Origin of the sequence: Mesorhizobium sp. M0292 (assembly GCF_040321695.1) — a bacterium.
Taxonomy (GTDB): Bacteria; Pseudomonadota; Alphaproteobacteria; order Rhizobiales; family Rhizobiaceae; genus Mesorhizobium.
Genome location: NZ_JAMYSB010000002.1, coordinates 75909 through 101506 on the forward strand (window position 1 = coordinate 75909; position 25598 = coordinate 101506).

A 25598-nucleotide genomic window follows, 5' to 3' on the forward strand; every position below is an offset into this window, starting at 1 on the left:
CGGCGATTGGGATAAGACAAAAGATCAGCGATAGGCGAGCGGCTCGGTCCGGCGAATGCGCGCCTCTTCGATCACCGTCTCCAGCAAGGCGGTGTTGTGCTCGGGGTCCTCGCCGGGCTTTTCGAACGACACATAGTTGACCGCGACCGAAGACCTCTCCTCGCTCAGCGTCAGCTGGAAATAGACGGTGACGCCCGGCGGCCGAAGCTCGAGATCGAGCACGATGCGCGGGCTGCCGCTCCAGTCGACATGTGCCTCGCCGCCATGGCCGAGCCTGAGCGTGCCCGGCAGGAAAAAAAGCTCCACCGCCGAATCCACCAGATCCGACAGGCAAGCGAAATGCTCAAGCCGGATGAAGGCGATGTAGTCGGCGACATCGATCAGCCGCAACTCGTCGACCACCTGCTCGATGGCCTTGGCGACGATGAGTTCGCGGGATTTTGCGTGCGGTTGGCGGTTCATGAAATTTGTCTCCGCTCAGCCTTTTTGGAGTAGACGATCCGCACCAGTTCGGCGACGGCCTGGTAGAATTGCGACGGGATCACGCTATCAACCGAAACTTGCTTGTACATGGAGCGGGCGAGCGCCACGTCCTCGAAGATCGGGATGTTGTGCTCCTTGGCAATCTCGCGAATCTTGAGCGCCACAAGGTCCTGGCCCTTGGCCAGCACCAGGGGCGCTGAATCCTCGTCGCGAACATATCTGAGCGCGATGGAAAAGTGCGTCGGATTGGCGATGATCAGCGTCGCGCGCGGCACCGCCGTCATCATCCGCTTGCGCGCCCGGTCGCGCGCCAGCGAGCGCAGCCGCGACTTGATGATCGGGTCGCCCTCGGACTGCTTGAACTCGTCCTTGACCTCCTGCTTGGTCATCCGCAGATCCTGCTTCCAGTGGAAGCGCGACCAGACGACGTCGACCGCCGCGATCAGCCCCATGACGAAGACGATCGCCACCAATATGTCGACGGTGATGCTTTTGATGACGAGGCCGAAAGCGACGGGGTTGGTGATCATGCCGGCCAGGAGCTGGCGGTAGTCCTGCGATAGCGTGAAGTAGAGCACGATGCTGGCGAAGCCGAGCTTGCCCAGCGACTTCAGGAACTCGACCCAGCCCTGAATGCCGAACATCCTGGTCCAGCCTTTGGCTATCGAGATGCGCGACAGTTGCGGCCGGATCCGCTCGCCGACGACTTGCGGCATGTTCTGCAGCACCGAGGCGCCGATGCCGGCCACCACCAGCAGCACAAGCAGGCTGACGACGGCGTTGCCTATTTCCATCATCACGGTCTTGTAGAGCGCGATGACGTCGGTTTCGGTGTCCATCGGCCACGCCTCGGGCTTCTCCAGGAACATCGACAAGAACATGCCGAGATTGACGACCGCGTCCTTGGCGTAGAAGACGGTGAACACCAGTATAGCGATGAAGGACGCCAGAAGTGCGGCCTCCCTGGAATGGGGCAGCTTGCCCTGTTCGACGGTGTCGCGGATCTTCTTTTCGGTCGCGTCTTCGGTTTTGGAGTCTTTGTCCGCCGCTTCAGCCATTCAGCGCTCGGCGTTAAGCCGCTTCGCTCTGCTGCGATGAGGGCAGTTCGAAAGCCCCCTCGCGCGAAAGCCGGATTGTCGCCACCGCGATGTTCTTGCGCGCCGTCATGATGTCGGCAAGCTGAATGCCTTCCGAGCCCTGTCCGAGCTCGGACTCGATCATGCGCCGCGACCGTGCGCCGATCGCCGAGAGCGCCGATTCCGTCAATGCGGGTGGTGCACCGCGCAGCGACAGCGTAATCAGTTCGGTCGACAGCCCGTCGAACAGAAGCACCCGCGCCTTCTGCGTCAAAAGCGGCAGATCGTCGAAGGCAAACAACCTGGAGCGGACACCGCCGAGGTCCGGCGTGCCGGCCTCTTCCAGATCCTGCATGACCTCTTCCAACTGAGGCTTGTCCATCTCGTTGAGCATACTGGCGACGCGCGCCTGTCCCGCCGAGATGTCCTTGGTCGCTGTCTGCGCCAGCACGCTGGCGCGCAGCTGGTTCTCGATGATCCTGGTGGCCGCGTCCGGAATGGTCGCCATCGTCACCATGCGCTTGATGATCTCGCTGCGCATCGGCTTTTCCATGGTCAGCAAAATGTTGGCGGCGGCTTGCGGCGCAAGCTTCGACAGCACCATGGCCGCGGTCTGGGGATGCTCGGCGGCAAGGAATGTGCCCAGACGCGTCGGTTCGAGCTTTTCCAGCTCCGGCCAGATCGGCGGTGGCCCTTCCGGCGCAACCTCGAAGCGCTTGTCGCCCATGATGGCGCTCATCTCTTCGGGCGACAGCGATTCATTGAGGATCGTGTCCATCCGGTCGGCGGAATCGAGCAGGCCCGCACCTTCGGTGAACTCGGCCTCGAATTCGGCGACGATGCGTTCAAGATCGCTTTGCGGAATGGTGCGCAGCAGCCGCGCCCCTTCGATCAGTGCCTTCAGTTCTTCCTGCTTGAAGAATTTCAGCAGCCGGCTGGCCGAAGGTTTGCCCATCGCCACCAGGATGGCGGCGGCCTTTTGCGGGCGCGTGAGCGTCACCGGCGTCGTCATGGCATCCGCTCCTGCTGAGACCGCATGTCATTCATTGCTCAAGCGCCCTTGGTCGCCGCGATAATTTCGGTCAGCCTGATGCCGAAGCGCGACGGATCGCTTTCCAGCACGGTGATCTCGCCGCGGGCGATCTTGCGGCCGTTGACCACGACATCGACCGGTTCGCCGATGCGCCGGTTAAGCGCCACCGTCGAGCCCTTCTGCAGCGCCATCAGGTCCGACACCGGCATTTCCGTACTGCCGAGGATGATCTGCACATCGACCGGGATGCTCATGATGATGTTGGAATTGGCGCCGGACGTGGCAGCCCGCAAGGCGGCGTCGGGGCGCTTTTCCTCCTCCTGGAGGACACCGCGCAATTCCTCGATGGCGCGGTCGAGCTGTTCGTCCGGCTGGTCGATATTGGCTTCCACCTTGGTCTTGGCCATCAGTCGTCTCCAAATGCTTGGGCTTGCCCGGCGTCAGCCCGGCATGAGCCCATCGATAAAATCCTGACCGGCATCGTAAGGATGCCTGATCCGGACGGTGTAGTTCTGCCCGAGTTTACCGAACTCGCAGACAAACAGCGTCTTGTCGCGCGCGCTCAGCTTGGCTTGGGACTGCGCCGTCTCCTCGAGCTCGATGATCTGGCCCGGCTCGAAGCCGGCGAGGTCGCCGAGCGTCAGGCGGGCCAGCGGCATGGTCGCTTCGAGCGTCACCGTCGAGCGCATCACTTCTTCGGAAAAACGTGCCCGCCAGTCGGAGGTCGTGCCTTCGCTGTCGTGGACATCGGCGATACCGCGTGTGGCCAGCAGGATGCGCTGCGGGATCATCACCGTGACCGTTCCGCTGTCGGTCGGCGTCGAGATGCCGAAGACGATGCGCACCGCCGCGCCATCGCGCAGCACGCGGCGCTTGGCTTCGCTGCCCGAAAGCGCCCGCGGCACCGGCAGCCGCAGCTCGAGCGAGCGCCGGCCCGATCCGTTCAACGCCTGCGCAACTTCCTGGAAGACCGTGGTCGCGACATCGGTCTCGATCTGCGACAGAGCGCGCTCGATCGGCGAAACCGGCTGATCCGGATCGCCGCCGAACAGCGCGCACACCATCACGGCGATGGCCGGCGCATCAGCCACCAGCGTCATCGCATCCGAAGACGTCGGCGATGCTATGATGGCCATGGCAAAGGCATCGCCGGCATTCGTGCGGGCATCGGGAACACGGCTGATCTCGACCGTGCGCAGGTCGACGGTGACCGGTGCACCGAGCTCGCCGGCCAGGCTCTTCTGCAGCAGCGGCAGTGCGCGCTCCCCCATCGAGCGCCCGGTGCCGATGACGTGAGCGGCCTCACCGCTGTCACCGACCAGACGCTCGATGATCAGCGAGCGGGCTTGCGAGGGGCTGCCAGGACTTGTCATGACGGCGTGCGGTCCTGTCTGTCGTCATGCATGGCTCAAGCCGCTTTCTTCTCGGCGGAAGCTGTGTTCATCGTGCTTTGCTCGACGGCATCGATCGTCGGCCGCTCATAGGACGAGATGGTCTTGCGGCCGAACTCGATCGCCACCTGCGGCAGAGCGCCGTTCATGTAGGCAAGCAGCGTCTGCTTGACGATGATATAGAGGCGGTTCTTCTTCTCGCGCACCGTCTTGATCTTGGTGGCGACCGGCCCGACCACCGCATAGGACAGGAAGATGCCGAGGAAGGTTCCGACAAGGGCGGCGCCGATCAGGCCGCCGAGGATTTCGGGCGACTGGTCTAGCGCGCCCATCGCCTTGACCACGCCGAGCACGGCGGCGACGATGCCGAGCGCAGGCAGACCGTCACCCACTGCCACCAGCGCGTGGTAGGCCTTCATCTTGTCGGACTTGATGGTCTGGATTTCCTCGTCCATCAGCGCCTCGATCTCATGCGAGCGGGCATTGCCGATGATGATGATGCGGCAATAGTCGCAGATGAAATTCGTCAGGTCGTGGTTCTTGAGCACGGTCGGGAACGCCTGGAAGATTGCCGACTCCTCCGGATTGTCGATATGCGCCTCGACCTCGCTGCGCGACTTCGAGCGCAGTTCGCGCATCAGGCTGTGCAGCACGCCCAGCGTCTCCAGATAGTCGCGCTCTTTCGGCACCGCCTGCTTGAACGCTTCGAGGATACCCCTGCCGGTGTCCTTGACCGTCTTCATCGGGTTGGCGACGAGAAAGGTGCCGAGTGCGGCGCCACAGATGACCACCGCTTCCCAAGGCTGCATCAGCACATGCAGATGGCCGCCCATGGCCATGAAGCCGCCGAGAACACAGCCGAGCGTCACCACAAGTCCGATCAGAATGCCCACGCCAGATCCTTCCGCATCACGTCAGGCCTAACCGATAGCCCCCGTGCCTTGTGTGAGGCTTGAATCAAGCGAAGTGAGGCGATTCAGCCTCGCGCAAGCAAGTCCGCATAGTCTTGCTTTTGAAGCTGCGACCGGAGGCATGTCGTGTTGAGCACTTTTACCAGCTACCAGCTCATCGCCAGGGACATCCCCAAGGCGATCGACCGCATCGAGGCGGAGCCGATCACCAAGCGCGACACCGACTATTATCTCGCCAACATCGGCAGCGTGAAATCGATCGACGATTTCGTCAAGAACGACCGGCTGTTCAAATATGCCATGAAAGCTTTCGGTCTCGGCGACATGGCCTACGCCAAGGCCTTCATGGTCAAAGCCCTGAAGGAAGGGGTGTCGGATTCCGACAGCTTCGCCAACAAACTGAGCGACAAGCGTTATGCCGAGTTCGTGTCGGCCTTCAATTTCGCCGCCCTGGGCCCTAATGCCACGAGCTACAATTCGGCGCAGCAGGGCGTGACCAACAATTACGGCCTCCAGGTCTCGGTCGGCCCTTCGCAGAACGGCTTCACCTACTACAAGGGCGAAACCTCGTACTACCTGAGCAACATCTCCAACGTAAAATCGATCGACGACCTGATGGGCAACGATCGCCTGCTCACCTATGCGATGGCCGCCTTCGGCCTCGACGCCGACGCCGAGCCGGCTGCGACCGTGCGGGCCATGCTGGAAGGCGGCGTCACCGACCCGAACAGCCCCGCAAACACGTCGACAAACAAGGGCTATGCGGCTTTCGTCGCGGCTTTCGACTTTGCCCAATATGGCGACCAGGCAACGGCGCGCGACGCCGTCCAGCAGGCGGTCCCAAAAGCTGTGATCGGCGGGACCGGGCTGCTGCTCGTCAAGCCGACCGCGCAATACATCAAGGGCGAGGCCGACTACTACGCAGCCAACATCTCCAAGGTGAAGTCCATCGAAGACCTGCTGAAGGACAAGCGCCTGCTGACCGTCGCCATGGCTGCCTATGGGCTTGATGCATCGACCCAGACGACGAAGCAGATCCGCACCATGGTCAATGGCGGCGTCACCGATCCGTTGAGTCCCGCCAACCTGTTGACCGACAAGAGCTACGCCAACTTCGTCAGCGCCTTTGATTTTGCCCAGTATGGCGATCAGACGACCACGCGCGACGCGGTGCTGAAGACCACGCCGAAGCTCTACACGACCGAGTCCAGTCTTGGCCTCATCAAGCCGAATGCGGACGCCGTCCAGGCCGAGACCAGCTACTACCTCACCAACATCACCAAGGTGAAATCGGTCGACGACCTGATGGCCGACAGCCGCCTTTATAACTATGCTCTGTCCGCAAGCGGGCTCGATCCGGCGACCACCAACAAGGATCTCGTCCGTGATGTCCTTGAGGGCGGTGTCCGCGATCCCGCCAGTGTCGCCAACAAGCTCTCCAACAAGGCCTATGCCAGGCTCGCCACCTCGTTGAATTTCGAGGCCTACGGCGAAGCGGCAACGACCCGCAGCCCGTCGCAGCAGCCGGTGGTCGACAAATACATGCGCCAGACCCTGGAAGAAGACGCCGGCAAGACCAATGAGGGCGTGCGGTTGGCGCTCTATTTCGAGCGCAAGGCCTCGACCATCACCAACTGGTACGACGTGCTGGCCGACACGGCCCTGGCCAGCGTGGTACGCACCGCCATCGGCCTGCCCGATTCCTTCGCTGCCGCAGATATCGACAAGCAGGCGCAGGCCTTCGAGGCAAAGCTCGACCTCACCGATTTCACCGACCCGGCCAAGCTCGAGAAATTCCTCACCCGCTTCACCAGCCTTTGGGAAATCAATCATCCGACCTCGACCGCCCAGACATCGATCGGTGTGCTGTTTGCGCAGCCGACCACCGTCGGCATCTCGACCGATCTGATGATGGCCATGCAGAAACTGAGATTCTGAGAACACCATGCAGGACAGCCTTTACGTCGCCCTTTCCTCGCAGATCGCGCTTGAGCGCCGTCTCGACACCATCGCCGATAATGTCGCCAACGCCTCGACCATCGGCTTTCGCGCCACCGGCGTGAAGTTCGAGGATGTCGTCTCCGGCACAGGTCCCAAGTCCGTGTCCTTCGCGTCCTCCGGCAAGACCTATTTGTCCGGCGCCCATGGCGCGATGACGCAGACCGGCAACCCGTTCGACTTCGCCGTCCAGGGCGATGCCTGGTTCGGCATCGACACTCCGGCCGGCATCGTGATGACGCGCGACGGACGGTTTTCGATCAACGAGAACGGCGAACTCATGTCGCTCGAGGGCCATCCGGTGCTGGATGCCGGCGGCGCGCCGATCCAGCTCGACCCGCGCGACGGTCCGCCCAAGGCGGGCGCCGACGGCTCGCTGCGCCAGGGCGACAAGCTTGTCGGCGCCATCGGCCTGTTCAATTTCGACCCCGGTCCGAACTTCGTCCGCTACGGCAATTCTGGCATCGTGCCCGCGCGTGCGCCCGAGCCGGTCACCGACCGTTCCGATCTCGGCGTCGCGCAGGGCTATGTCGAGGAATCCAACGTCAATCCGGTGCTGGAGATGACGCGCCTGATCATGGTCCAGCGCGCCTTCGAGAACACGGCGGCGCTGATGCGCCAGACCGATGCCTCGACCGACGACGCCATCAAGACGCTCGGCTCCAAGTCGTAGCAGCATGTCGAGCAGCAAATCATCGATACGCGCGCTTGAACGGCAACCGGAGACAGCACCGGAAAACCGGCTGGCTGCGCTGGAGCGGATCTGGCGCCGCTTCGATGACACCGAGACGTTGCTGCGGCGCGGCGGCCGTGTTTCGGAGGTTTCGCCAACGCATTACAAGGTGCGCGGCCTGTCTGAAGTCGCCAGGCTTGGCGACCTCGTCGAACAGCGCGGCAATGCCGGCACGCGCCGCGGCGAGATCGTCAGGATCGGCCGCGACGAAGTCGTCATCGCCCCTTTCGAACGCAGCGCCGACGCCGGCATCGGCGACGCCGTGTTTCGCCGCGGCCCGCTGACGGTAACGCCGCATGCTTCGTGGCGCGGGCGCGCCATCGACGCGCTGACCCGCGTCATCGACGGCGGTCCGCCGCTGATCAGGATCGGCGAGGCTGCGAGCGGCGACGGCACAACGCCCGGCGCCATGGCGCGGCAGCGCGTCGGCACCGCCTTCACGACCGGGGTCAAGGTCATCGACATCTTCACGCCGCTCTGCCTCGGCCAGCGCCTCGGCGTCTTTGCCGGTTCCGGCGTCGGCAAGTCGACGCTGCTCGCTATGCTGGCCGGCGCCGACGCCTTCGACACCGTGGTCGTGGCGCTGATCGGCGAGCGCGGCCGCGAGGTACGCGAATTCCTCGAAGACACGATCGGCGCAGAGAGCATGGCCAAGACGGTCGCCGTCGTCGCTACCAGCGACGAGAGCGCCATGATGCGCCGGCGCGCGCCGGATACCGCCATGCGCGTTGCCGAACATTTTCGCGACCTGGGCCATCGCGTGCTGCTGGTGCTGGATTCAATTACCCGCTTTGCCCATGCGCTGCGCGAGGTAGCGACCGGCACCGGCGAGCCGCCGGTCGCCCGCGGCTATCCCGCTTCGGTTTTCACCGATCTGCCCAAGCTGCTCGAACGCGCTGGCCCGGGCGCTGAAGGCCCCGGTATCAAAGGACAGGGATCAATCACTGCCATCATCTCGGTGCTGGTCGACGGCGACGACCACAACGACCCGGTCGCCGATTCGGTACGCGGCATCCTCGACGGCCATGTCGTGCTCGACCGCGCCATTGCCGAACAGGGCCGCTACCCCCCGGTCAATCCGCTGTCGTCGATCTCGCGCCTCGCCGACAAGGCATGGAGCCCCGAGCAACGCATGCTGGTGACCAGGCTGAAATCGATGATCTCGCGCTTCGAGGACACCCGCGACATCCGCCTGCTCGGTGCCTATCAGGGCGGCGCCGATGCCGAGCTCGATATTGCCGTGCGCCAGGTGCCGCTGATCTACGAGGCGCTGACGCAGTCGCCCAGGGATCGCGCCTCGAGCGACGCATTCTCCGACCTCGCCCGTCATCTGAAAGGCAAGCAAAGTGTCGATGCAGGAGACTGAGCTTCAGTACACCGAGCGGCTTTTGCGCGAGATGATCGCAGAGGCCAGTGCCGCCGAGGAAGCCCGGGCCAACGAAGCGAGAGCTGTCAGGGCAAAGGCCGATCTCGACAAGGCCGCCAAGGCTGAGGCCATTCTGGCCAGGGCCGCCAGGCCATTCTTGCCCAGGGTAGCCAGCGTAGCCGAGTCCACTGTGCCTCGCTTGGCCGAGCCTGCCTTGCCCAGCGTCGTCAAGCCTGAATTGCCAAGGACCCCTCGCGCCGGCCCCAAAGAAGCGATCGAGACCAGTCGTGACTCGCTTCTCGACGGGCTGTTCCCGGTCACCGAATGGCCGCAGCCGCCAAGGCCGCAATATCCCAGGCTCGACAAGAAATCCGACCGCCGCAGCGATATCGTCTTTGCCGCGCTCGGCATCACGCTTGGCCTGATCTGCGCGCTGTTTCCCTGGTATATCTTCTTCAATCAGGACCAGTTCGGCGTGCAGGCGATCAAGTTCGGCGGCAGCGGCACCAATGCAGGGCGGGTCAGCGGCGGTTCGCAGATGGAAAACAGCGGTCAGCCGCTGACGGCAAACGATGTTCCCGATGTCGACCTGTTCGCCACCGGCACGCTGCAGGACCCCGAGGACAAGACCCAGCCTCCCGGCGTCGACGAGCAGCCCTTCCCGGCGGATCCCAAATTTCGCATGGTTCATGTCGCCAATGGCCGCGCCATGATCGAGGACGATGCCGGCCTGTGGATTGTCCAGCGCGGCTCGAAGCTGCCTGACTCCAGCGTCGTCTCGTCGATCGAGCAACGCGGCGGCAAGTGGGTCATGGTCACCAGCACCGACCAGGTGATCGAACTCTCCAAATAGCGGCACACCGGCTTACGCCTGGCCCGCGCAAGGTCCGCGCAAGACTGGCAGCCTAGTCTTGTACGTACCAGCCTGGAGATCCCCATGGAGCCCATCAACCTTTTCGATCTCGCCGCCAAGCAGTCGCAATGGCTGTCGGTGCGGCAGTCCGCAATTGCCGGCAACATCGCCAACGTCAACACGCCCGGCTACACCGCCGGCGATGTCGAGCCGTTCGAGAAGGTGCTCGACCGCACGGCAGTGTCGCTGACCGCCACCCAGGCAGGCCACCTCGGCACTGCCGCCACTAATGCCGGCTTCACGGTCAAGCCAGAAGAGACGACCGGCGCCATCATGCCCTCGAAGAACACGGTGGTGGTCGAGAACGAACTGATGAAGGCCGGCGAGGTCCGCCGCTCCTTCGAGCTCAACACCGCGATCGTCAAGGCCTTCCATTCGATGATGATGATGGCGGTGAAGAGCTGACAATGGACGCCTTGACCTCAGCCCTCAAGATCGCCGCGTCCGGCCTCAGCGCCCAGTCTGACCGTTTGCGCGTCGTTTCGGAAAATCTCGCCAACGCGCAGTCGACCGGCAACACCCCGGGCGCTGACCCCTATCGCCGCAAGACCATCAGTTTCGTCTCGGAACTCGACCGTGCCTCGGGTGGCACGACAGTTGAGGTCAACTCCATCGACCGCGACCCCAGCGACTTTCCCGTCGAATTCCAGCCCGGCAACGAGGCCGCCGACGACAAGGGCTACGTCAAGATGCCCAATGTCAACGTGCTGGTCGAGATGGCCGACATGAGCGAAGCCAACCGCTCCTACGAAGCCAACCTTCAGGTCATCAAGCAGGCGCGTGATCTGATCTCCATGACCATCGACCTGATGAGGAACCAGTAATGATCAGCGGCATTGGCGGTATCGGATCGCTTCCCCTCAAGCCGGAGATCGGCGGCGCCGATACCACGACCGACCTGTTCCAGGGCACCAGGGCGCCGATGGCCGGCAGCGAAATCGGCACCACCTTCGCCGAAGCGCTGAGCCAGGCTGCTTCAAAGACCGTCAACACCTTGCAGAATGCCGAGCAGGTGTCGATCCAGGCGCTGAGGGGCGACGCCGACACCCGCCAGGTCGTCGACGCCGTCATGAGCGCCCAGCAGGCCCTGCAGACCACGATCGCCATCCGCGACAAGGTCGTCTCCGCCTATCTCGAAATCAGCCGTATGGGCATCTGAGGAGACTTGCCGTGAAAGCACTCGCCATCGCAGCGACCGGCATGAATGCCCAGCAGACCAATCTGGAAGTCATCGCCAACAACATCGCCAACATCAACACCACCGGCTACAAGCGCGCGCGCGCCGAATTCTCCGACCTGCTCTACCAGGTCGACCGCACGCAGGGCGTGCCCAACCGCTCCAATTCATCGCTGGTGCCGGAAGGCGTGTCGATTGGCCTTGGCGTCAAGACGACGGCGGTGCGCAACGTCCATACCCAGGGCGAACTGACCTCGACCGGCAACAGTTTCGACATGGCGCTGACCGGCCGAGGCTGGTTCCAGATCGAGGGCGCCGACGGCGGCACACTCTACAGCCGCGCCGGCGCCTTCAACACCAACGCCACCGGCCAGCTGGTGACCGTCGACGGCGCCAATGTCATCCCGGCCATCACCGTGCCGACCGATGCCATCGAAGTCGTGGTCAACAAGACCGGCCAGGTCTTTGCCCGCATCGACGGCCAGACCGACCTCCAGCTGCTCGGCCAGCTGCAACTCGCCAACTTCGCCAATGAAGCCGGCCTGGCGCCGCTCGGCGATAATCTGTTCCAGGAAACGCCGGCCTCGGGCCCGGCCAATGTCGGCGTGCCCGGCGATCCCGGCTTCGCCTCGGTCGAGCAGGGTTATCTCGAGGCCTCCAACGTCGATCCTGTCAAGGAAATCACCGAGCTGATCTCGGCGCAGCGCGCCTATGAGATGAACTCCAAGGTCATCCAGGCCGCCGACGACATGGCCTCCGTCGTGTCCAAGAACATCAGGTAAGGTTTGATGCTCTCTCCGGCCTCCCGCTCCGCGCTTTGCCGCACCGCGCTGATGCTCGCGCTGGTAGCCGGCGGTGTGCCGGCGTTTGCCCAGGAGAGCGCAGACCAGCAGACCAGCACCCACGTCGCGAGCAGTCAGGCAACCGGCGAGATCGTTCTGATCCCCAACCGGGTCATTTATCCCGGCGAGATGATCGACACCGGCGTGCTGAAACCGGTGACGCTGCTCCCCGGAAAGCACAGGCCGGATGCGGTCGCCACGCAGGCCATGGAACTCCAGGGCAAGGTCGCCAAGCGCACGCTGCTGCCCGGCCGCTACATCCCGGCCGCCGCCATCCGCGACGCCTGGCTGGTCGAACAGGGCGCCGCCGTGCAGGTCTATTTCATCGCCGACGACCTCACCATTTCGGCTACGGCGGTGTCGCTGCAGCCGGGTGCCGCCGGCGATTTGATCAAGGTCCGCAACACAGACAGCGGCAAGATCTTTTCCGGCACGGTGATGGCGGACGGCACCGTCCGGGTCAGCGCGTCATGAGACGCGGAGCTGCCCTTCTGCTCGCGACCGTTGTCGGCCTGCAGCCGGCGCTGGCCGACGGTCTTACGCCGAAGCAAAAGCGCGATCTTGCCGGCCAGAATGGCGGCGCCTTTGTCGATCCCGAATATGATCCGGCCACCACCAACCGCATGTTCAGGGTCTCCAACGGCCCAAGCTCTCTGCCACCCGGCCAGGTCGCATCGCGCATCAAGGACATTGCGCAGCTGCAGGCTTCGCGCGACAACCAGCTCGTCGGCTACGGCCTCGTCATCGGCCTCGCCGGATCGGGCGACAGCCTGCGCAATTCGCCCTTCACCGAACAGTCGATCCGCGCCATGCTCGAAAATCTCGGCATCGCCACCGAAGGCGGCAGCGCGCGGGCCAAGAACGTCGCCGCCGTCATCGTCACCGCCAACATGCCGCCTTACGTGCAGTCGGGCGCCCGCATCGACATCGACGTCTCCTCGATGGGCGACGCCACATCGCTTGCCGGCGGCACGCTGATAATGACGCCACTGAAGGCGGCCGATGGCGAAATCTATGCTGTCGGGCAAGGCTCGGTCATCGTTTCCGGCTTCACTGCCCAGGGCGATGCCGAAAAGCTGACGCAGGGCGTGCCGACGGCCGGCCGCGTGCCCAACGGCGCCATCGTCGAGCGCACTGTGCGCGCCGAATTCGAGGACCAGGCGCTGCTCACCTTGCAATTGCGCAACCCCGATTTCTCCACTGCCGTTCGCATCGCCGACGCCATCAACGGCTACACCTCGCAACGCTTCGGCATGCGCGTGGCGGCGGAGCGCGATGCACGTACCGTGCAGATCAGGCGGCCGAAGAATGTTTCGGCGGCGCGCTTCTACGCCGAGATCGAGAATTTGGTGGTCGAGACCGACACGCCGGCACGCGTCGTCATCGACGAACGCACCGGCACCATCGTCATCGGCAACGAGGTCAAGATCTCGCGGGTGGCGATCAGCCACGGCACGCTCACCGTGCGCATCACCGAACAGCCGAAGATCGTCCAGCCGGAACCGTTCTCCAAGGGCGTGACAGCGGAGGAACCCTTCACCACCATCGACGCCACGCGGCCTGACGCCCGCGTCAATGTGCTCGACGGACCGAACCTCGAAACGCTGGTGTCGGGCCTCAACCGTCTCGGCGTCAAGCCGGACGGCATCATTGCCATTTTGCAAGGCATCAAGTCGGCCGGCGCTTTGCAGGCCGATCTGGTTCTCCAATAGGCCATGCCGATGATCGATTTCTTTTCCCAAAAGCAGCACCGACGCAGCGCAGCCTTGGCAGCTTGCGTCATCGCCGCCACCGTCCTTGCCGGCGGCACTGTCCGCGCGGAAGAAGCGGTGCGGCAGGTTCTGCCTGGCGGGCAACAGCCGGCGGCAGTGCAGCAGCTGGTCCGCGAGAAGGTGCCCGATGAAAGCGAGATCCAGCGCTTCTGCTCCAACATCGCCGACGCCGCCCGCGACCGCCGTTACGCGCTGCAGGCCGAAGAACTGAAGCAGCTGCAGGCCGGCATCGACCTCCGCATGAAGGCGCTGGACGACAAGCGCGCCGAATACGAGCAATGGCTGAAGCGGCGTGAAGTCTTCCTGGCCCGCGCCGAGGATGGCGTCGTCAAGATCTATGCCGGCATGAAACCGGATGCCGCGGCCGAGCGCCTGGCCATGGTCAACGCCGATCTCGCCGCCGCCATCCTGATGAAACTCGATTCGCGCAAGGCCGGCGTCATTCTCAACGAAATGGACCAGAAGGCGGCAGCCACGCTCACCGGCATTATGGCCAGCGCGGCGCGAAGGGTAGACCCGTCATGAAGTCGCATATACTCGCCCTGGTCGCCACCGCTTCACTTGCCGGCTGCGCCTCCGACCCCAGGGAGATCGGCAGGGAGCCGGCGCTGTCGCCGGTTGGCACCGGCATTACCGGCAGCGTCAATGCGCCCTACTCCTATCCCGAAACGCCACCCGCGCCGGTGAAGAAATTCTCGCTGTGGGATGATCGCCAGAGCCGGTTGTTCACCGACCCGCGCGCGCTGCGCGACGGCGACATCCTCACCGTCAGGATCAAGCTCAACGACAAGGCCAACTTCAAGAACCAGAACGACCGCAGCCGCACCGCCGGGCGCAAGCTCGGCTATGACGTCAACCTCGGATGGGAAGGTGCCACCACCAGCGGCAAGGGCGACGCGGGGCTGAGCTCCACCACCGAAACCAATGCGGACGGCGAAATCAAGCGCTCGGAGAACCTCGAGCTCAACGTCGCCGCCGTCGTCACCGAAGTCCTGCCCAACGGCAATCTGATGATCCGGGGCTCACAGGAGGTGCGCGTCAATTACGAGCTCAGGGTGCTGACCATCGCCGGCATGGTGCGTCCATCCGATATCGGCGCTGAAAACACCATCTCTTATGAACGCATCGCCGAGGCGCGCATCTCCTATGGCGGCCGCGGCCGCGTCAGCGAAATCCAGCAGCCCGCTTACGGTCAGCAGATCCTCGACCAAGTCCTCCCCTTTTAGGACTGGAGAACGGCGCCGTGGCAAATGTCGAACAGGTTCAGCAAAAAAAGGGCCCGTCGCTTGTCATCCAGCTTGCGATGCTGCTGGCGGTGACGGGCGCCGCGATCGGCATGGGCTGGATGTCCGGCGGCTATCTGAAGGGCGTCGGGGGACCGGTGCCTGTGCCCGCCGCACCGGAGAACCAGTCCAATGCCGAGCAACCGAGCAAGGCGGCCGAACATGCTCCCGGCACGGGGCCGACGCTTGTCCAGCTGGCGCCGATCACCACCAATCTGGCTTCGCCTGCTGACACCTGGATAAGGCTGGAAGCGTCGGTGGTCTACGATGCGCCGCAGCCGCCGGAACTTACCGAAAGCATTCACCAGGACCTGCTTGCCATGGTCCGCACCCTGAAGATGCATCAGATCGAAGGCGCCAGCGGCTACCAGCATTTGAAAGCCGACCTCGAGGAGCGCGCCGCAATCCGCAGCGGTGGCCATGCCAAACAGGTTCTGATCAGGACATTGCTGCTCGAATGAGAAAACTCGTCCTCGCCGCCGCGATCGTCGTCGCCGCCACCTCTGTCGCCGCCGCCCAGCAGCTCGATCTCGGCGGCATCGGCAAGGCCGACGGCGCCACCGTCGGCTATATCATCCAGATGTTCGGTCTGCTCACCGTGCTGTCGGTGGCGCCGGGCCTGTTGATCATGGTGACGAGCTTCACCCGCTTCGTCATCGCCTTCTCGATCCTGCGCGCCGGCATCGGCCTGCAGTCGACGCCGGCCAATCTGATCCTGATCTCGCTGTCGCTGTTCATGACCTTCTACGTCATGGCGCCGACCTTCGACCAGGCCTGGAACACCGGCGTCAAGCCGCTGATGGACAACCAGATCAGCCAGACCGAGGCGTTCGAAAAGATTTCGGACCCGTTCCGCACCTTCATGCTGCACAATGTCCGCGACAAGGACTTCGACCTGTTCGCCGATCTCGCCCGCGAACGCGGCCAGGTCGTTGCCAGGGACACCGTCGACCTGCGCATCCTGGTTCCGGCCTTCATGATCTCCGAAATCCGCCGCGGCTTCGAGATCGGCTTCCTGATCGTGCTGCCGTTCCTCGTCATCGACCTGATCGTCGCCACCATCACCATGGCCATGGGCATGATGATGCTGCCGCCGACCGTCGTTTCGCTGCCCTTCAAGATCCTGTTCTTCGTCCTCATCGACGGCTGGAACCTGCTTGTCGGCAGCCTGGTGCGCTCCTTCACCTGACCGTCCGCGCGCCCTTGGCGCCTTGCTAAAATTTTATGCAATATATTTCCGGTTAACCGTCCCGTTTAGTCCTTTGGTAGGGACTTGCCCGCATATTGCTCGCAGATGGCGGGTGATCGGGTCTCACGATCATTGGCATGATGCCGCTCCGTCATACCGGAAAAGCCGGTATGTCAAAAACACCCTGTAAAAATCAAGGTACGAGTAGCCATGTCCAGTATCATGACGAACGCCTCGGCGCTGACCGCGCTGCAGAGCCTGAACAACACCAACAAATCCCTCGAGCAGACGCAGGCCCGCATCTCGACCGGCTACCGCGTTGCCACCGCTTCCGACAACGCCGCTTACTGGTCGATCGCGACCTCGATGAAGTCCGACAACAAGGCCAACTCGGCCGTGCAGGACGCCCTCGGCCTCGGCGCCGGCAAGGTTGACACCGCCTACACCGCCATCAACGACGTCAAGGACCAGGTCGACCTGATCAAGACCAAGCTGGTCACTGCCCGTAGCGCCTCGAAGGAAGACCAGCAGAAGATCGCGACCGAAATCAACGCCATCCAGGCGCAGATCAAGTCCTCGGTCGCCAACGCCAACTTCGCCGGCTCGAACCTGCTGCAGAACGACGCTGCCGCTGCGTCCGACCTGAAGATCGTTGCGGCTTACAACCGTACCGGCGCGACTGTCACCATCGACACCATCGACGTCAAGGCTGCCGATACGCAGGTTCTCGATGTCGCCGGCACGGGCGGCATCGTCGGCGGCCTGCTCGCCGCTGCCTTCTTCGACCCGAGCACCACGGCGGTTACCCCCGCCGCCATCGACACCGCGCTCGGCACTGTTGAAACCGCGCTTGCCAAGCTGTCCACCGGCGCTGCCTCGCTCGGCGCCGCCAAGTCGCGCATTGACACCCAGAAGAGCTTCCTGTCGAACCTGTCGGACTCGATCGACAAGGGCGTCGGCGCTCTGGTCGACGCCGACATGAATAAGGAATCGACCCGTCTGCAGGCCCTACAGGTCCAGCAGCAGCTCGGCATCCAGGCGCTGTCGATCGCCAACGGCAACTCGCAGTCGATCCTGTCGCTCTTCCGCGGCTGATCTCTCGACATTACGACTGACACCATCCGTCGGGCCGCGCCAACAGCGCGGCCCATTTCTTTTTGCGGCTGTTGATTGTCTTGCTAAATGGCTGCCGATTTTTGCTCTTGGCCAGCGCCCTGAATGGCTTGGTTTAACAGGCCGTTAACCATATCCCGGTAGTCATGGTTAACCATTCCATGGCGGGCAGACCATACGGTCGATGGGCTTATGCCTACCCCCTTGATGAAGTTGATCCGGCGTGTTCGGGACACGCCAGTGTTTGAAAAGGGGTAAATATCTTGGCTAGCATCATGACGAACGCTTCGGCTCTGACCGCGCTGCAGAGCCTGAACAACACCAACAAGCAGCTTGAAACCACCCAGTCACGCATTTCGACCGGCTACCGCGTCGCCACCGCCAGCGACAACGCCGCCTACTGGTCGATCGCCACCACGATGAAGTCCGACAACAAGGCGCTTTCGGCCGTTCAGGACGCGCTTGGCCTCGGCGCCGGCAAGGTCGATACCGCCTACACCGCCATCACCGACATCAAGGACCAGGTCGACCTGATCAAGGCCAAGCTGGTCACTGCACGCAGCGCCAGCAAGGACGACCAGCAGAAGATCGCCACTGAGATCAAAGCTATCCAGGACCAGATCAAGTCGTCGGTCACCAACGCCTCCTATGCCGGCTCGAACCTGCTGCAGAACGACGCTGCCGCGACCTCCGACCTGAAGATCGTCGCGTCCTATAACCGCACCGGCACGACCGTCGCCATCGACACCATCGACGTCAAGGCGGCCGACACGCAGGTCCTCGATCTTCCCGGCACCGGCGGCATCGTCGGCGCTCTGCTGGCGACGACCTTCTTCGATCCCAGCACAACCCAGGTCCTTCCGGCAGCCATCGACACCGCACTTGGCGCCGTTGAAACGGCGCTTGCCAAGCTGTCCACGGGCGCTGCCTATCTCGGCGCCGCCAAGTCGCGCATCGATACCCAGAAGAGCTTCCTGTCGAACCTGTCGGACTCGATCGACAAGGGCGTCGGCGCGCTGGTCGACGCCGACATGAACAAGGAATCGACGCGGCTGCAGGCCCTGCAGGTCCAGCAGCAGCTCGGCATCCAGTCGCTGTCGATCGCCAACGGCAACTCGCAGTCGATCCTGGCGCTGTTCAAGCAGTAAGCCTGACCCGGCTTTCTCCTTCTTGAATTGAAGGGCCGCGCCGACAGCGCGGCCCTTTCGCTTTGTGGCTGTGTTTTGACGCATGTCGTTGACCCGGAACCGCTGCACTTCCGGGCGACATGCTCTATCATCTTCGCACAAGCTTCGCGGTCTAGTGTTCCCACGGAATATCATGCTGGGAGCGCTTGAATCGTGCCGCAACAGATCCAGAGCATCATCTCGAATCTCAGGGCATTTGGCGTCAGGCGCCTTGCCATGCTGGCCGGCATTGCCGCATTGGTGATGGCCGTCATCGGCATCGGCTCGGTCTATCTCAACCGCCCGGCCTATGAGACGCTCTATGTCGGGCTCGATCGCTCCGACGTGAACCAGATCGGCCTGGTGCTCGGCGAAGCCGGCATCGGCTTCGACGTCGGCTCCGACGGCACCTCCGTGCTGGTGCCGGCCGGCACCACCGCGCAGGCGCGCATGCTGCTCGCCGAAAAGGGCCTGCCGACCAGCGCCAATGCCGGCTACGAACTGTTCGACAATGTCGGTTCTCTTGGCCTGACCTCCTTCATGCAGCAGATCACCCGCGTGCGCGCGCTGGAAGGCGAGATCGCCCGCACCATCCAGTCGATATCCGGCATCAAGGCCGCCCGCGTTCACATCGTCATGTCCGAGCGCGCCAATTTCCGCCGCGACGAACAGCAACCCTCCGCCTCGGTGGTCATCCGCTATTCCGGCATCGACGCCGAAAAGAGCGCCATGTCGATCCGCCATCTCGTCGCCGCCGCCGTGCCGGGCCTGTCGGCCGACAAGGTTACCGTGCTCGATTCCAACGGCAACCTTCTCGCCGCCGGCGACGATCCCTCCAACACAAGTGCTGCCCGCACGCTCGGCGTCGAGCAGACCGTCGAGGCGCAGATCGGCGACAACATCCGCCGCGCGCTGACGCCTTATCTCGGCCCCGACAATTTCCGCGCCAGCGTCAAGGCCGATGTCAACACCGACACCCGCCAGACCGAAGAGACGATCTTCGATCCGGAGTCACGCGTGGAGCGTTCCGTGCAGTCGGTGCGCGCCAACGAAAACAGCAATCAGAGGCAGGCCTCGACCCCGGCCACCGTCGAGCAGAACCTGCCCGAGACCCAGGCGAACAGCACCGATGGTCCGCAGACGTCATCGGAGAATGATCGCAAGGAGGAGATCACCAATTACGAGATCAACTCCAAGAAGATCGCCACAGTCTCCAACGGCTATTCCGTCACCAAGATGTCGATCGCCGTCGTCGTCAACCAGCAGCGGCTGATGACCATCCTCGGCAAGGACGCCACACCCGAACAGATCGCCAAGCGCGTCGCCGACATCCAGAAAATGGTCGCCTCGGCCACCGGCTTCGACGACAAGCGCGGCGATATCATCGATGTCTCGGCGGTCGAGTTCATCGACGGGCTGGACGGCGAGCCGGTCGAACAGCCGGGCATAATGGCGTCGATCGGAACCCATGCCGGTACGATGATCAACGCCGGCGCGTTCATCGTCGTGGTGTTCCTGGTCGCCTTCTTCGGCCTGAGGCCAATGGCCACCGCGCTGAGCGCGCGGCCGACGCCGGCACTTGCCGGTCCGAGCTTCGACGACGTCCAGCGTTCACTGCCGACACCCGAAGCCGCCGGCGCCGACCCGGCGCCGGCTGCCTTGCCCGGCAGCCGCCCAGGCCCGACTCCACTCGACGATCTTCGTCAGAAGATCAGGCCGGCGCCGCAGGAGCGGCTTGCCCGCATGGTCGACATCAATGAGGAGCGCACCGCGCAGATCCTGCGCAAATGGGCGGCCCAGGAAGCAGCGGTATAGACCATGGCCTCGGCAGCGCTTTTCGACCTTTTGCCGGATTTCGGCGCACGCAGCCAGCGTGCCGGCCAGCCCTCGCTCGCGGCCATGGCCGAGCCAAGGCCGGAGACGTCGGCGCCGCAGGCCGACATCGGCGCGCTGATCGCCGAAGCGGTCATCGATGCCGAAGCCGCCCTTGAAGCCCGCCTTGCCATCGCCCACCAGGCAGCGCTCGAGGCACAGAGACAGGCCAACGCCGATGAAGCAAAGGCCTTTCTGGAAACTTTCGGCGGCGATGTCGGCGCGGTCGTCACTGCCCGTATCGAGATCATGGAGGCCAAGGTCAGCGACCTCGTCGGCGCCACCATTGCGCGCATCATTGGCGGCCTTGTCAGCGACGATCTGCAGAAGCGTTCGCTGGAAGCCCTTGCCGGCACGATCCGCGAAGCCGTCGGCGACAGCGAGGCGGTGCGCATCGCCGTGCGCGGACCGCTGTCATTGTTCGAGACGCTGAAGGCTTCGCTCGGCCCACGCGCGGCCAATCTCGATTTCGTCGAGGCACCCGGCTTCGACCTTACCGTCGCCATTGACGAGGCGGTGTTCGAAACCCGCATTGCCGAATGGTCGGCCGCCTTGTCGGAGGCCCTGTCATGAGCGAGGGCCCTCTTATGAACGAGTGGACGTCATGAGCGTTGCCGACGCCGCTGAGCCCAGGCACGAGATCATCATCGTGCGGCGCAATCACGACGACCACGACGACGCCCACCACGGCGGCGTCTGGAAGATTGCTTTTGCCGATTTCATGACTGCCATGATGTGCTTCTTCCTCGTCATGTGGCTGATCAACGCCGCCAACGAGCAGACCAAGGCCGCCGTTGCCAGCTATTTCAACCCGGTCAAGCTGGTCGATCGCAACGCCAGCCGCAAGGGCCTCGAAGATCTCGGCGATGGCCCGAGCAAGGTCGGGCTGACGGCCGACGACCCGCGGGACAAGACCAGCAAGGCCGGACAGGACGGCGTCGGCGGCGCTGGCACTTCCGACAAGAAGCAATCGAAGGAATCGGCGCCGAAGACCGATCTTTCCGACGAGCATCTGTTTGCCGATCCCTATGCGGTGCTGTCGGAAATCGCCACCGACACCGGCGTCATGCAAAATGTCAGCGAGAAGGGCGATGGCGGCGCGCAGGCGTCCGGCCCGGCTACCGGCGCATCCGGCGGCCAATCCTACCGCGACCCGTTCGCGCCGGATTTCTGGTCGCAGCAGGTGGCTGCACCAGGCGCCGAAGCCACCGCCGAACGCACCAAGATCGAAGGCGATCCGCTGAAGCCGGGTGCCAAGGCGGCACAGACGCAAGTGGCGGAGGTGAAGGCCGTGCCGGCCGCGCCGCCAGTGACCGCGGCGCCGCTCGAGCCGCTGGCGAAATCCGTTTCCGATAAGCCGCTGACCAAGGCTGAAGCCAAGGCAGAGGCCAAGGCTGAAGCAGCGAAGGCCCAGATTGCAAAGGCCGAAGCCGCCGAAGCACAACCCGCACCCAAACCCGAAGCCGCGGAAAAGGCGCCGACGGCCGCCACTGTTAAAGCCGCGGCGCAGGTCAAGCAGGAACTGGCCGAGGCCTTCAAGCCAGGCGACAAATTGCACGATGGCGTCTCCGTCGAAGCTACCGACAAGGGTGTCGTCATTTCGATCACGGACCAGTTCGATTTCGGCATGTTCGAGATCGGATCGGCGGTGCCTAGGCGTGAACTGGTGCTGGCGATGGAAAAGATCGGCCGCATCGTCAACGAGCAGAAAGGCACGATCAGCATCAACGGCCACACCGATGCGCGGCCGTTCCGCAGCGACACTTACGACAATTGGCGGCTGTCCACGGCGCGCGCCCATTCCGCCTATTACATGCTGGTGCGCGGCGGCGTCGACGAGCGCCGCATCACCGAGGTCGCCGGCTTCGCCGATCGCGAACCGAAAATTGCCGCCGACCCGATGGCTGCAGCGAACCGCCGCATCGAAATCCTGATGGCGACCGACGGATGAGGCGCGCCGCCATTATCGGCCGCGCCGTCGGGCTGCTGCTGCTGAGCGCTGTCCATCCGCCATCGGCCTTCGCCGAGGACGCATTGCAGCCCTATCAGTTGGTGCGCTCGCTGCAGCTTGTGCAGGACCGCATAGCCGCCGGCGATCACGCCGCGCTGCCGATGCAGGCCAAGCTGCTCGAAATGGCCGACACAAGGCTGCGCGCGGCGGACGCAGATGATTTCAGCGACCCGAAGAATTTTCGCGCTTTGCTGGTCTATGGCATGAGTGGCGGCAACCCCGTCACCGTCGAGGCGGCGGTGTCGCGCGCCAAGGCCGACCCGCAAAGCCTGGCCATCGCCAAGGGCATTGTCGATTATCTGAACGGCAGGCCGGCGGCTGCGATCGAGGCGCTGAAGCCGATCGATCCGATGACCCTGCCCCCCGATCTCGGTGCCTTTCTGGCGCTGGTCAAAGGCTCGCTTCTCGCCACCGAGCAACCGGTCAGCGCGCTTGCGCTGCTCGACGATGCTCGCCTGCTCAGCCCCGGCACGCTGGTCGAGGAAGCAGCGCTGCGCCGCTCGGTCGGCATCGCCGCCGCGCAAGGCGACGGTGCGCGTTTCGCGCTTGCCTCAACCCAATACGTCGAAGACTACCTCTATTCGCCCTATGCCAGCCAGTTCGCCGACGCCTTCGTCTCCGGCGTCATCACGCTGCACATGGCGATCAGCCAGGACAAGCTCGCCGACATCACCGCAATGATGGATCCAGAACGCGAGAAGGTGATCTATCTGCGCATCGCCCGCCGCGCCGCGATCGACGGTTTTGCCGATCTCTCCGCCTTTGCCTCGGCCAGGGCTGAACGGGGCCGCGACGGCATCCACAATCAGGACGATCCGCGCGCCCAGCTCTATTCCAGCCTGTCCACGGTAACGTCCGGCACCATCGGCGAGGTCCGCGCCAAGCTGGACAAGATCGATCGCAACCAGCTTTCGCAAAGCGACCGCGACCTGCTCGATGCCGCGCAGGCCGTGGCGGGTGAAGTCATCGCCCCGCCGGCGCCGCTGCCTACCGAAAAGCCCGCACCTGCCGCGGCCAGGCAGGAGCCGGTCAAGACCGCGGCAGTGGAAAGACCCGACGAGCCAGAGCTGCCGCCGGTCGAAGGCGCGATGCCGGAACAGCCAGCCGCCACAACGTCGAGTGAACAGCCCGCAACCGACCTACCGAAGGCGGCAAGTGAACCGGCCGCGCAGGCACCAAGCACGCCAGAGGCAAAGGCGGCGGAAACGCCTGCAGTCGCCTCGGCCAGCGATGCGGCTCCGGTCGTGCCGGCATCGGTGCCGGCCCCCGCCGCAGTAGAGCCTACCGATCCCACCGACGCCGCCATGGCGAGGACGCGTCGCCAGCTCGATTTGATCGACCAGATGCTTGGAGCAGCCCCGAAATGACCACCAATGTTGGCCAGGCCCTGCCGGCTCCCGCGCACGCCGGATCGAAGCAGTCGGCCTCAAACGCCAAGGGCGGCGACAAAAGCTTCGGCGACATGGTGCGCGGCGACGACGATGCGCCGACACCGATAGGCCAGGGAGCAATTGAGGCCGCATCGCACGAGCCGCATTGGGCCAAACGCAGCCCTGCCGGTCCCGGCAAAAGCGAAATCCCACACACCCAGTCTGGCAAAACGGGGACGAAATCCGCTGCCGGCAAGGCCGCAAAAGAACATGCCGATAGTGGCCCGGACAAACCATCCAAGGACGCTGAGGTGGCCGGACGAGACGCGGATGCAGGATCGCTGCAGGATCATTTGCCACTGGTGCTGGCGTTGCACGATATCAGGCATTTCTCAATGGTCCGGACAAGCGGGAACGGCATCGCGACGAATGGACAGACTGGGCAACCGGCGCCCGCTGGCGAGGCCATTTCTGCACAGACGTCGCCTCTGAAGAGACACCGCGCAGCGTCCGGCATTGACAACAGACTCGACACGACGACGCGATCGGAACGGGCCAAGCCCGGTACCAGCGTTTCCGCACAGGATCAGGGGCAAAAGCTGCCCGCGATCGGGCTCCAGTCCGGCAAACTGCCGCACCAGGATGGTCCGACGCCTCCTCTACCGGCGGACCAGACGGCAAGCGACGTTTCGGCACCCGCGGCAAAACGGTCCGCGCCGTCGGCGAAGTCCGTCGATGGAGCCCATTCCGCGGCATCGTCCACACAGGGAAAACAGCCGCCATTCGCTGCGCGCGTCGACATTGTCGCCGAACAGAGCTTCCCCGCGCCCGCGCATAGTCCGATAAACCAAACGACTTCGGCGCTTATCGACGCGCTGGCTTCGGATAACGGCCTGCGGCAAGCGGTTTCGACGCCGTCGACGACCGCCCAGACGGCCGGTTCTGTTGCCGTTCCGACACATATATTGAAGATCGAGCTTCACCCGGCAGAGCTCGGCATGGTCACCGCCAGTCTCAGGCTTTCCGGAGAACAACTTTCGATAGAATTGAAGCCCGAAACCCATGAGGCTTACCGCCGTCTCGCCACCGACAGCGACGCCATCGTGAAGTCGTTGCGCGGGCTCGGCTTCGATGTCGACAAGGTCACCATCCTGCAACCCTCGATAGCGATCCACGCAGCGGCCCGCAGCGATGCAGCGAACTCGCATCCAATGCCGCAAGGCCGCGACCAGTCCGCTTTTCAGCCCGGAAACTCGAGCGGCAACAATACGGGTTCGGGCGGCCAGCAGTCGGGAAGAAACCGCAATGACGATGCCCAGGAATTCGGCCGCGCTGGCGCGCCTGCTCGCGAGCGCGCTGGCGACGATATGTTTATCTAGCCTCGCCACCAAGCCGGCCACCGCCGCCACCAACCCTTGCGAGCCCGAGATCTTGCGTGCCGCCGACCGCTATGGCGTGCCCGCCGGCATCCTCTATGCGGTCGGGCTGACCGAGACCGGCAAGAAGGGTAGCTTGCAACCTAACGCATTGAATATAGAGGGAAAAGCGGTATTTCCAAAGAGCCGCACTGAGGCCCTGGCCGCCTTCGAAGCAGCCCGACGTGAGGGCAAGACGCTGATCGACCTCGGCTGCATGCAGATCAACCATCACTATCACGCCGCGCATTTCCGCAGCGTCGACGACATGCTCGACCCGCGCCAGAATGTCGACTATGCCGCGCGCTTCCTGGCCAGCCTGCATGCGCGTCATGTCAGCTGGTCGATGGCCGTCGCCCGCTACCACGCCGGCCCCGACAATGACCCCGCGCAGAAATTCTATGTCTGCCGCGTCATCGCCAATATGGTCGCCGCCGGCTTCGGCAAATGGACCCCGAACGCCCGCAACTTTTGCAACCCTTAG

The 25598-nt window shown here is 63.9% G+C and carries 28 protein-coding genes; 22 read left to right on the top strand and 6 right to left on the bottom strand.

Annotated features, from left to right (window positions below; translation table 11 throughout):
- Nucleotides 1-24: 24 nt before the first annotated feature.
- Genes NKI96_RS03170 through motA form a run of 6 tightly spaced genes read right to left on the bottom strand, consistent with a single transcriptional unit; the run spans nucleotide 25 to nucleotide 4876 of the window.
- The gene (locus tag NKI96_RS03170; protein ID WP_023671756.1) at nucleotides 25-462 is read right to left on the bottom strand and encodes a BspJ family T4SS effector nucleomodulin; all 438 of its coding nucleotides are present in this window, start codon (nucleotides 460-462) and stop codon (nucleotides 25-27) included.
- On the bottom strand, nucleotides 459-1541 hold the full coding sequence (flhB, locus tag NKI96_RS03175; RefSeq protein WP_352802899.1) for a flagellar biosynthesis protein FlhB: 1083 nt from the start codon (nucleotides 1539-1541) through the stop codon (nucleotides 459-461). Before flhB ends, NKI96_RS03170 begins: the two co-directional genes overlap by 4 nt.
- Nucleotides 1542-1554: 13 nt before the next feature.
- Nucleotides 1555-2571 carry a flagellar motor switch protein FliG gene (locus NKI96_RS03180; protein WP_352802902.1) on the bottom strand — a complete coding sequence of 339 codons (1017 nt, stop codon included), beginning with the start codon at nucleotides 2569-2571 and terminating at the stop codon, nucleotides 1555-1557.
- Nucleotides 2572-2609: 38 nt separating this feature from the next.
- On the bottom strand, nucleotides 2610-2999 hold the full coding sequence (gene fliN / locus NKI96_RS03185) for a flagellar motor switch protein FliN (RefSeq protein WP_023683477.1): 390 nt from the start codon (nucleotides 2997-2999) through the stop codon (nucleotides 2610-2612).
- A gap of 33 nt (nucleotides 3000-3032) precedes the next feature.
- A complete protein-coding gene (locus tag NKI96_RS03190; protein ID WP_023703971.1) occupies nucleotides 3033-3965 on the bottom strand; it encodes a FliM/FliN family flagellar motor switch protein in 933 nt (310 codons plus the stop codon).
- 35 nt (nucleotides 3966-4000) lie between these two features.
- Complete coding sequence (gene motA, locus NKI96_RS03195; RefSeq protein ID WP_023671751.1) at nucleotides 4001-4876, bottom strand: flagellar motor stator protein MotA; 876 nt, start codon at nucleotides 4874-4876, stop codon at nucleotides 4001-4003.
- A gap of 144 nt (nucleotides 4877-5020) precedes the next feature.
- Between motA and NKI96_RS03200 the strand changes: the two genes are divergently transcribed.
- From NKI96_RS03200 to NKI96_RS03305, 22 genes are all read left to right on the top strand, one after another.
- Complete coding sequence (locus tag NKI96_RS03200; protein WP_352802905.1) at nucleotides 5021-6832, top strand: DUF1217 domain-containing protein; 1812 nt, start codon at nucleotides 5021-5023, stop codon at nucleotides 6830-6832.
- Between the two features lie 7 nt (nucleotides 6833-6839).
- Nucleotides 6840-7565 carry a flagellar basal-body rod protein FlgF gene (flgF, locus tag NKI96_RS03205; protein ID WP_023683481.1) on the top strand — a complete coding sequence of 242 codons (726 nt, stop codon included), beginning with the start codon at nucleotides 6840-6842 and terminating at the stop codon, nucleotides 7563-7565.
- A 4-nt stretch (nucleotides 7566-7569) separates the two neighbouring features.
- A complete protein-coding gene (fliI, locus tag NKI96_RS03210) occupies nucleotides 7570-8991 on the top strand; it encodes a flagellar protein export ATPase FliI (RefSeq protein WP_352802908.1) in 1422 nt (473 codons plus the stop codon).
- The gene (locus tag NKI96_RS03215; protein ID WP_352802911.1) at nucleotides 8978-9844 is read left to right on the top strand and encodes a hypothetical protein; all 867 of its coding nucleotides are present in this window, start codon (nucleotides 8978-8980) and stop codon (nucleotides 9842-9844) included. Before fliI ends, NKI96_RS03215 begins: the two co-directional genes overlap by 14 nt.
- An 84-nt stretch (nucleotides 9845-9928) precedes the next feature.
- Nucleotides 9929-10309 (top strand): flagellar basal body rod protein FlgB, encoded by a 381-nt coding sequence (gene flgB, locus NKI96_RS03220; RefSeq protein ID WP_023691724.1) that lies wholly within the window; start codon nucleotides 9929-9931, stop codon nucleotides 10307-10309.
- Between the two features lie 2 nt (nucleotides 10310-10311).
- The gene (flgC, locus tag NKI96_RS03225) at nucleotides 10312-10728 is read left to right on the top strand and encodes a flagellar basal body rod protein FlgC (RefSeq protein ID WP_023686341.1); all 417 of its coding nucleotides are present in this window, start codon (nucleotides 10312-10314) and stop codon (nucleotides 10726-10728) included.
- Entirely contained in the window at nucleotides 10728-11063 is a 336-nt protein-coding gene (gene fliE / locus NKI96_RS03230) for a flagellar hook-basal body complex protein FliE (protein WP_023673649.1), read from the top strand. Before flgC ends, fliE begins: the two co-directional genes overlap by 1 nt.
- 11 nt (nucleotides 11064-11074) lie before the next feature.
- Complete coding sequence (gene flgG / locus NKI96_RS03235; RefSeq protein ID WP_023686343.1) at nucleotides 11075-11863, top strand: flagellar basal-body rod protein FlgG; 789 nt, start codon at nucleotides 11075-11077, stop codon at nucleotides 11861-11863.
- A 6-nt stretch (nucleotides 11864-11869) separates the two neighbouring features.
- Nucleotides 11870-12397 (top strand): flagellar basal body P-ring formation chaperone FlgA, encoded by a 528-nt coding sequence (gene flgA / locus NKI96_RS03240; RefSeq protein ID WP_352666950.1) that lies wholly within the window; start codon nucleotides 11870-11872, stop codon nucleotides 12395-12397.
- Nucleotides 12394-13635, top strand: a complete 1242-nt coding sequence (locus NKI96_RS03245; protein WP_023683306.1) for a flagellar basal body P-ring protein FlgI — start codon at nucleotides 12394-12396, stop codon at nucleotides 13633-13635. Before flgA ends, NKI96_RS03245 begins: the two co-directional genes overlap by 4 nt.
- Nucleotides 13636-13638: 3 nt before the next feature.
- Nucleotides 13639-14220 (top strand): MotE family protein, encoded by a 582-nt coding sequence (locus NKI96_RS03250; RefSeq protein WP_027049841.1) that lies wholly within the window; start codon nucleotides 13639-13641, stop codon nucleotides 14218-14220.
- Nucleotides 14217-14921, top strand: coding sequence for a flagellar basal body L-ring protein FlgH (gene flgH, locus NKI96_RS03255; protein ID WP_023673654.1), 705 nt, complete (start codon nucleotides 14217-14219; stop codon nucleotides 14919-14921). The genes NKI96_RS03250 and flgH overlap by 4 nt, the downstream gene beginning before the upstream one ends.
- Before the next feature lie 17 nt (nucleotides 14922-14938).
- Nucleotides 14939-15439 carry a flagellar basal body-associated FliL family protein gene (locus tag NKI96_RS03260; RefSeq protein ID WP_023673655.1) on the top strand — a complete coding sequence of 167 codons (501 nt, stop codon included), beginning with the start codon at nucleotides 14939-14941 and terminating at the stop codon, nucleotides 15437-15439.
- Complete coding sequence (fliP, locus tag NKI96_RS03265; RefSeq protein ID WP_023710973.1) at nucleotides 15436-16167, top strand: flagellar type III secretion system pore protein FliP; 732 nt, start codon at nucleotides 15436-15438, stop codon at nucleotides 16165-16167. Before NKI96_RS03260 ends, fliP begins: the two co-directional genes overlap by 4 nt.
- A gap of 210 nt (nucleotides 16168-16377) precedes the next feature.
- Nucleotides 16378-17262, top strand: coding sequence for a flagellin N-terminal helical domain-containing protein (locus NKI96_RS03270; protein ID WP_023683303.1), 885 nt, complete (start codon nucleotides 16378-16380; stop codon nucleotides 17260-17262).
- A 281-nt stretch (nucleotides 17263-17543) separates the two neighbouring features.
- Nucleotides 17544-18428, top strand: a complete 885-nt coding sequence (locus NKI96_RS03275) for a flagellin N-terminal helical domain-containing protein (RefSeq protein ID WP_023683302.1) — start codon at nucleotides 17544-17546, stop codon at nucleotides 18426-18428.
- A 192-nt stretch (nucleotides 18429-18620) separates the two neighbouring features.
- Nucleotides 18621-20261 (top strand): flagellar basal-body MS-ring/collar protein FliF, encoded by a 1641-nt coding sequence (gene fliF / locus NKI96_RS03280; RefSeq protein WP_352802914.1) that lies wholly within the window; start codon nucleotides 18621-18623, stop codon nucleotides 20259-20261.
- Between the two features lie 3 nt (nucleotides 20262-20264).
- Nucleotides 20265-20891 (top strand): hypothetical protein, encoded by a 627-nt coding sequence (locus tag NKI96_RS03285; RefSeq protein ID WP_023701073.1) that lies wholly within the window; start codon nucleotides 20265-20267, stop codon nucleotides 20889-20891.
- Between the two features lie 31 nt (nucleotides 20892-20922).
- A complete protein-coding gene (locus NKI96_RS03290; protein WP_352802917.1) occupies nucleotides 20923-22269 on the top strand; it encodes a MotB family protein in 1347 nt (448 codons plus the stop codon).
- Nucleotides 22266-23696 carry a MotC family chemotaxis protein gene (locus NKI96_RS03295; protein ID WP_352802920.1) on the top strand — a complete coding sequence of 477 codons (1431 nt, stop codon included), beginning with the start codon at nucleotides 22266-22268 and terminating at the stop codon, nucleotides 23694-23696. Before NKI96_RS03290 ends, NKI96_RS03295 begins: the two co-directional genes overlap by 4 nt.
- A complete protein-coding gene (fliK, locus tag NKI96_RS03300; RefSeq protein WP_023817294.1) occupies nucleotides 23693-25078 on the top strand; it encodes a flagellar hook-length control protein FliK in 1386 nt (461 codons plus the stop codon). Before NKI96_RS03295 ends, fliK begins: the two co-directional genes overlap by 4 nt.
- The gene (locus NKI96_RS03305; protein WP_502900246.1) at nucleotides 25011-25598 is read left to right on the top strand and encodes a transglycosylase SLT domain-containing protein; all 588 of its coding nucleotides are present in this window, start codon (nucleotides 25011-25013) and stop codon (nucleotides 25596-25598) included. Before fliK ends, NKI96_RS03305 begins: the two co-directional genes overlap by 68 nt.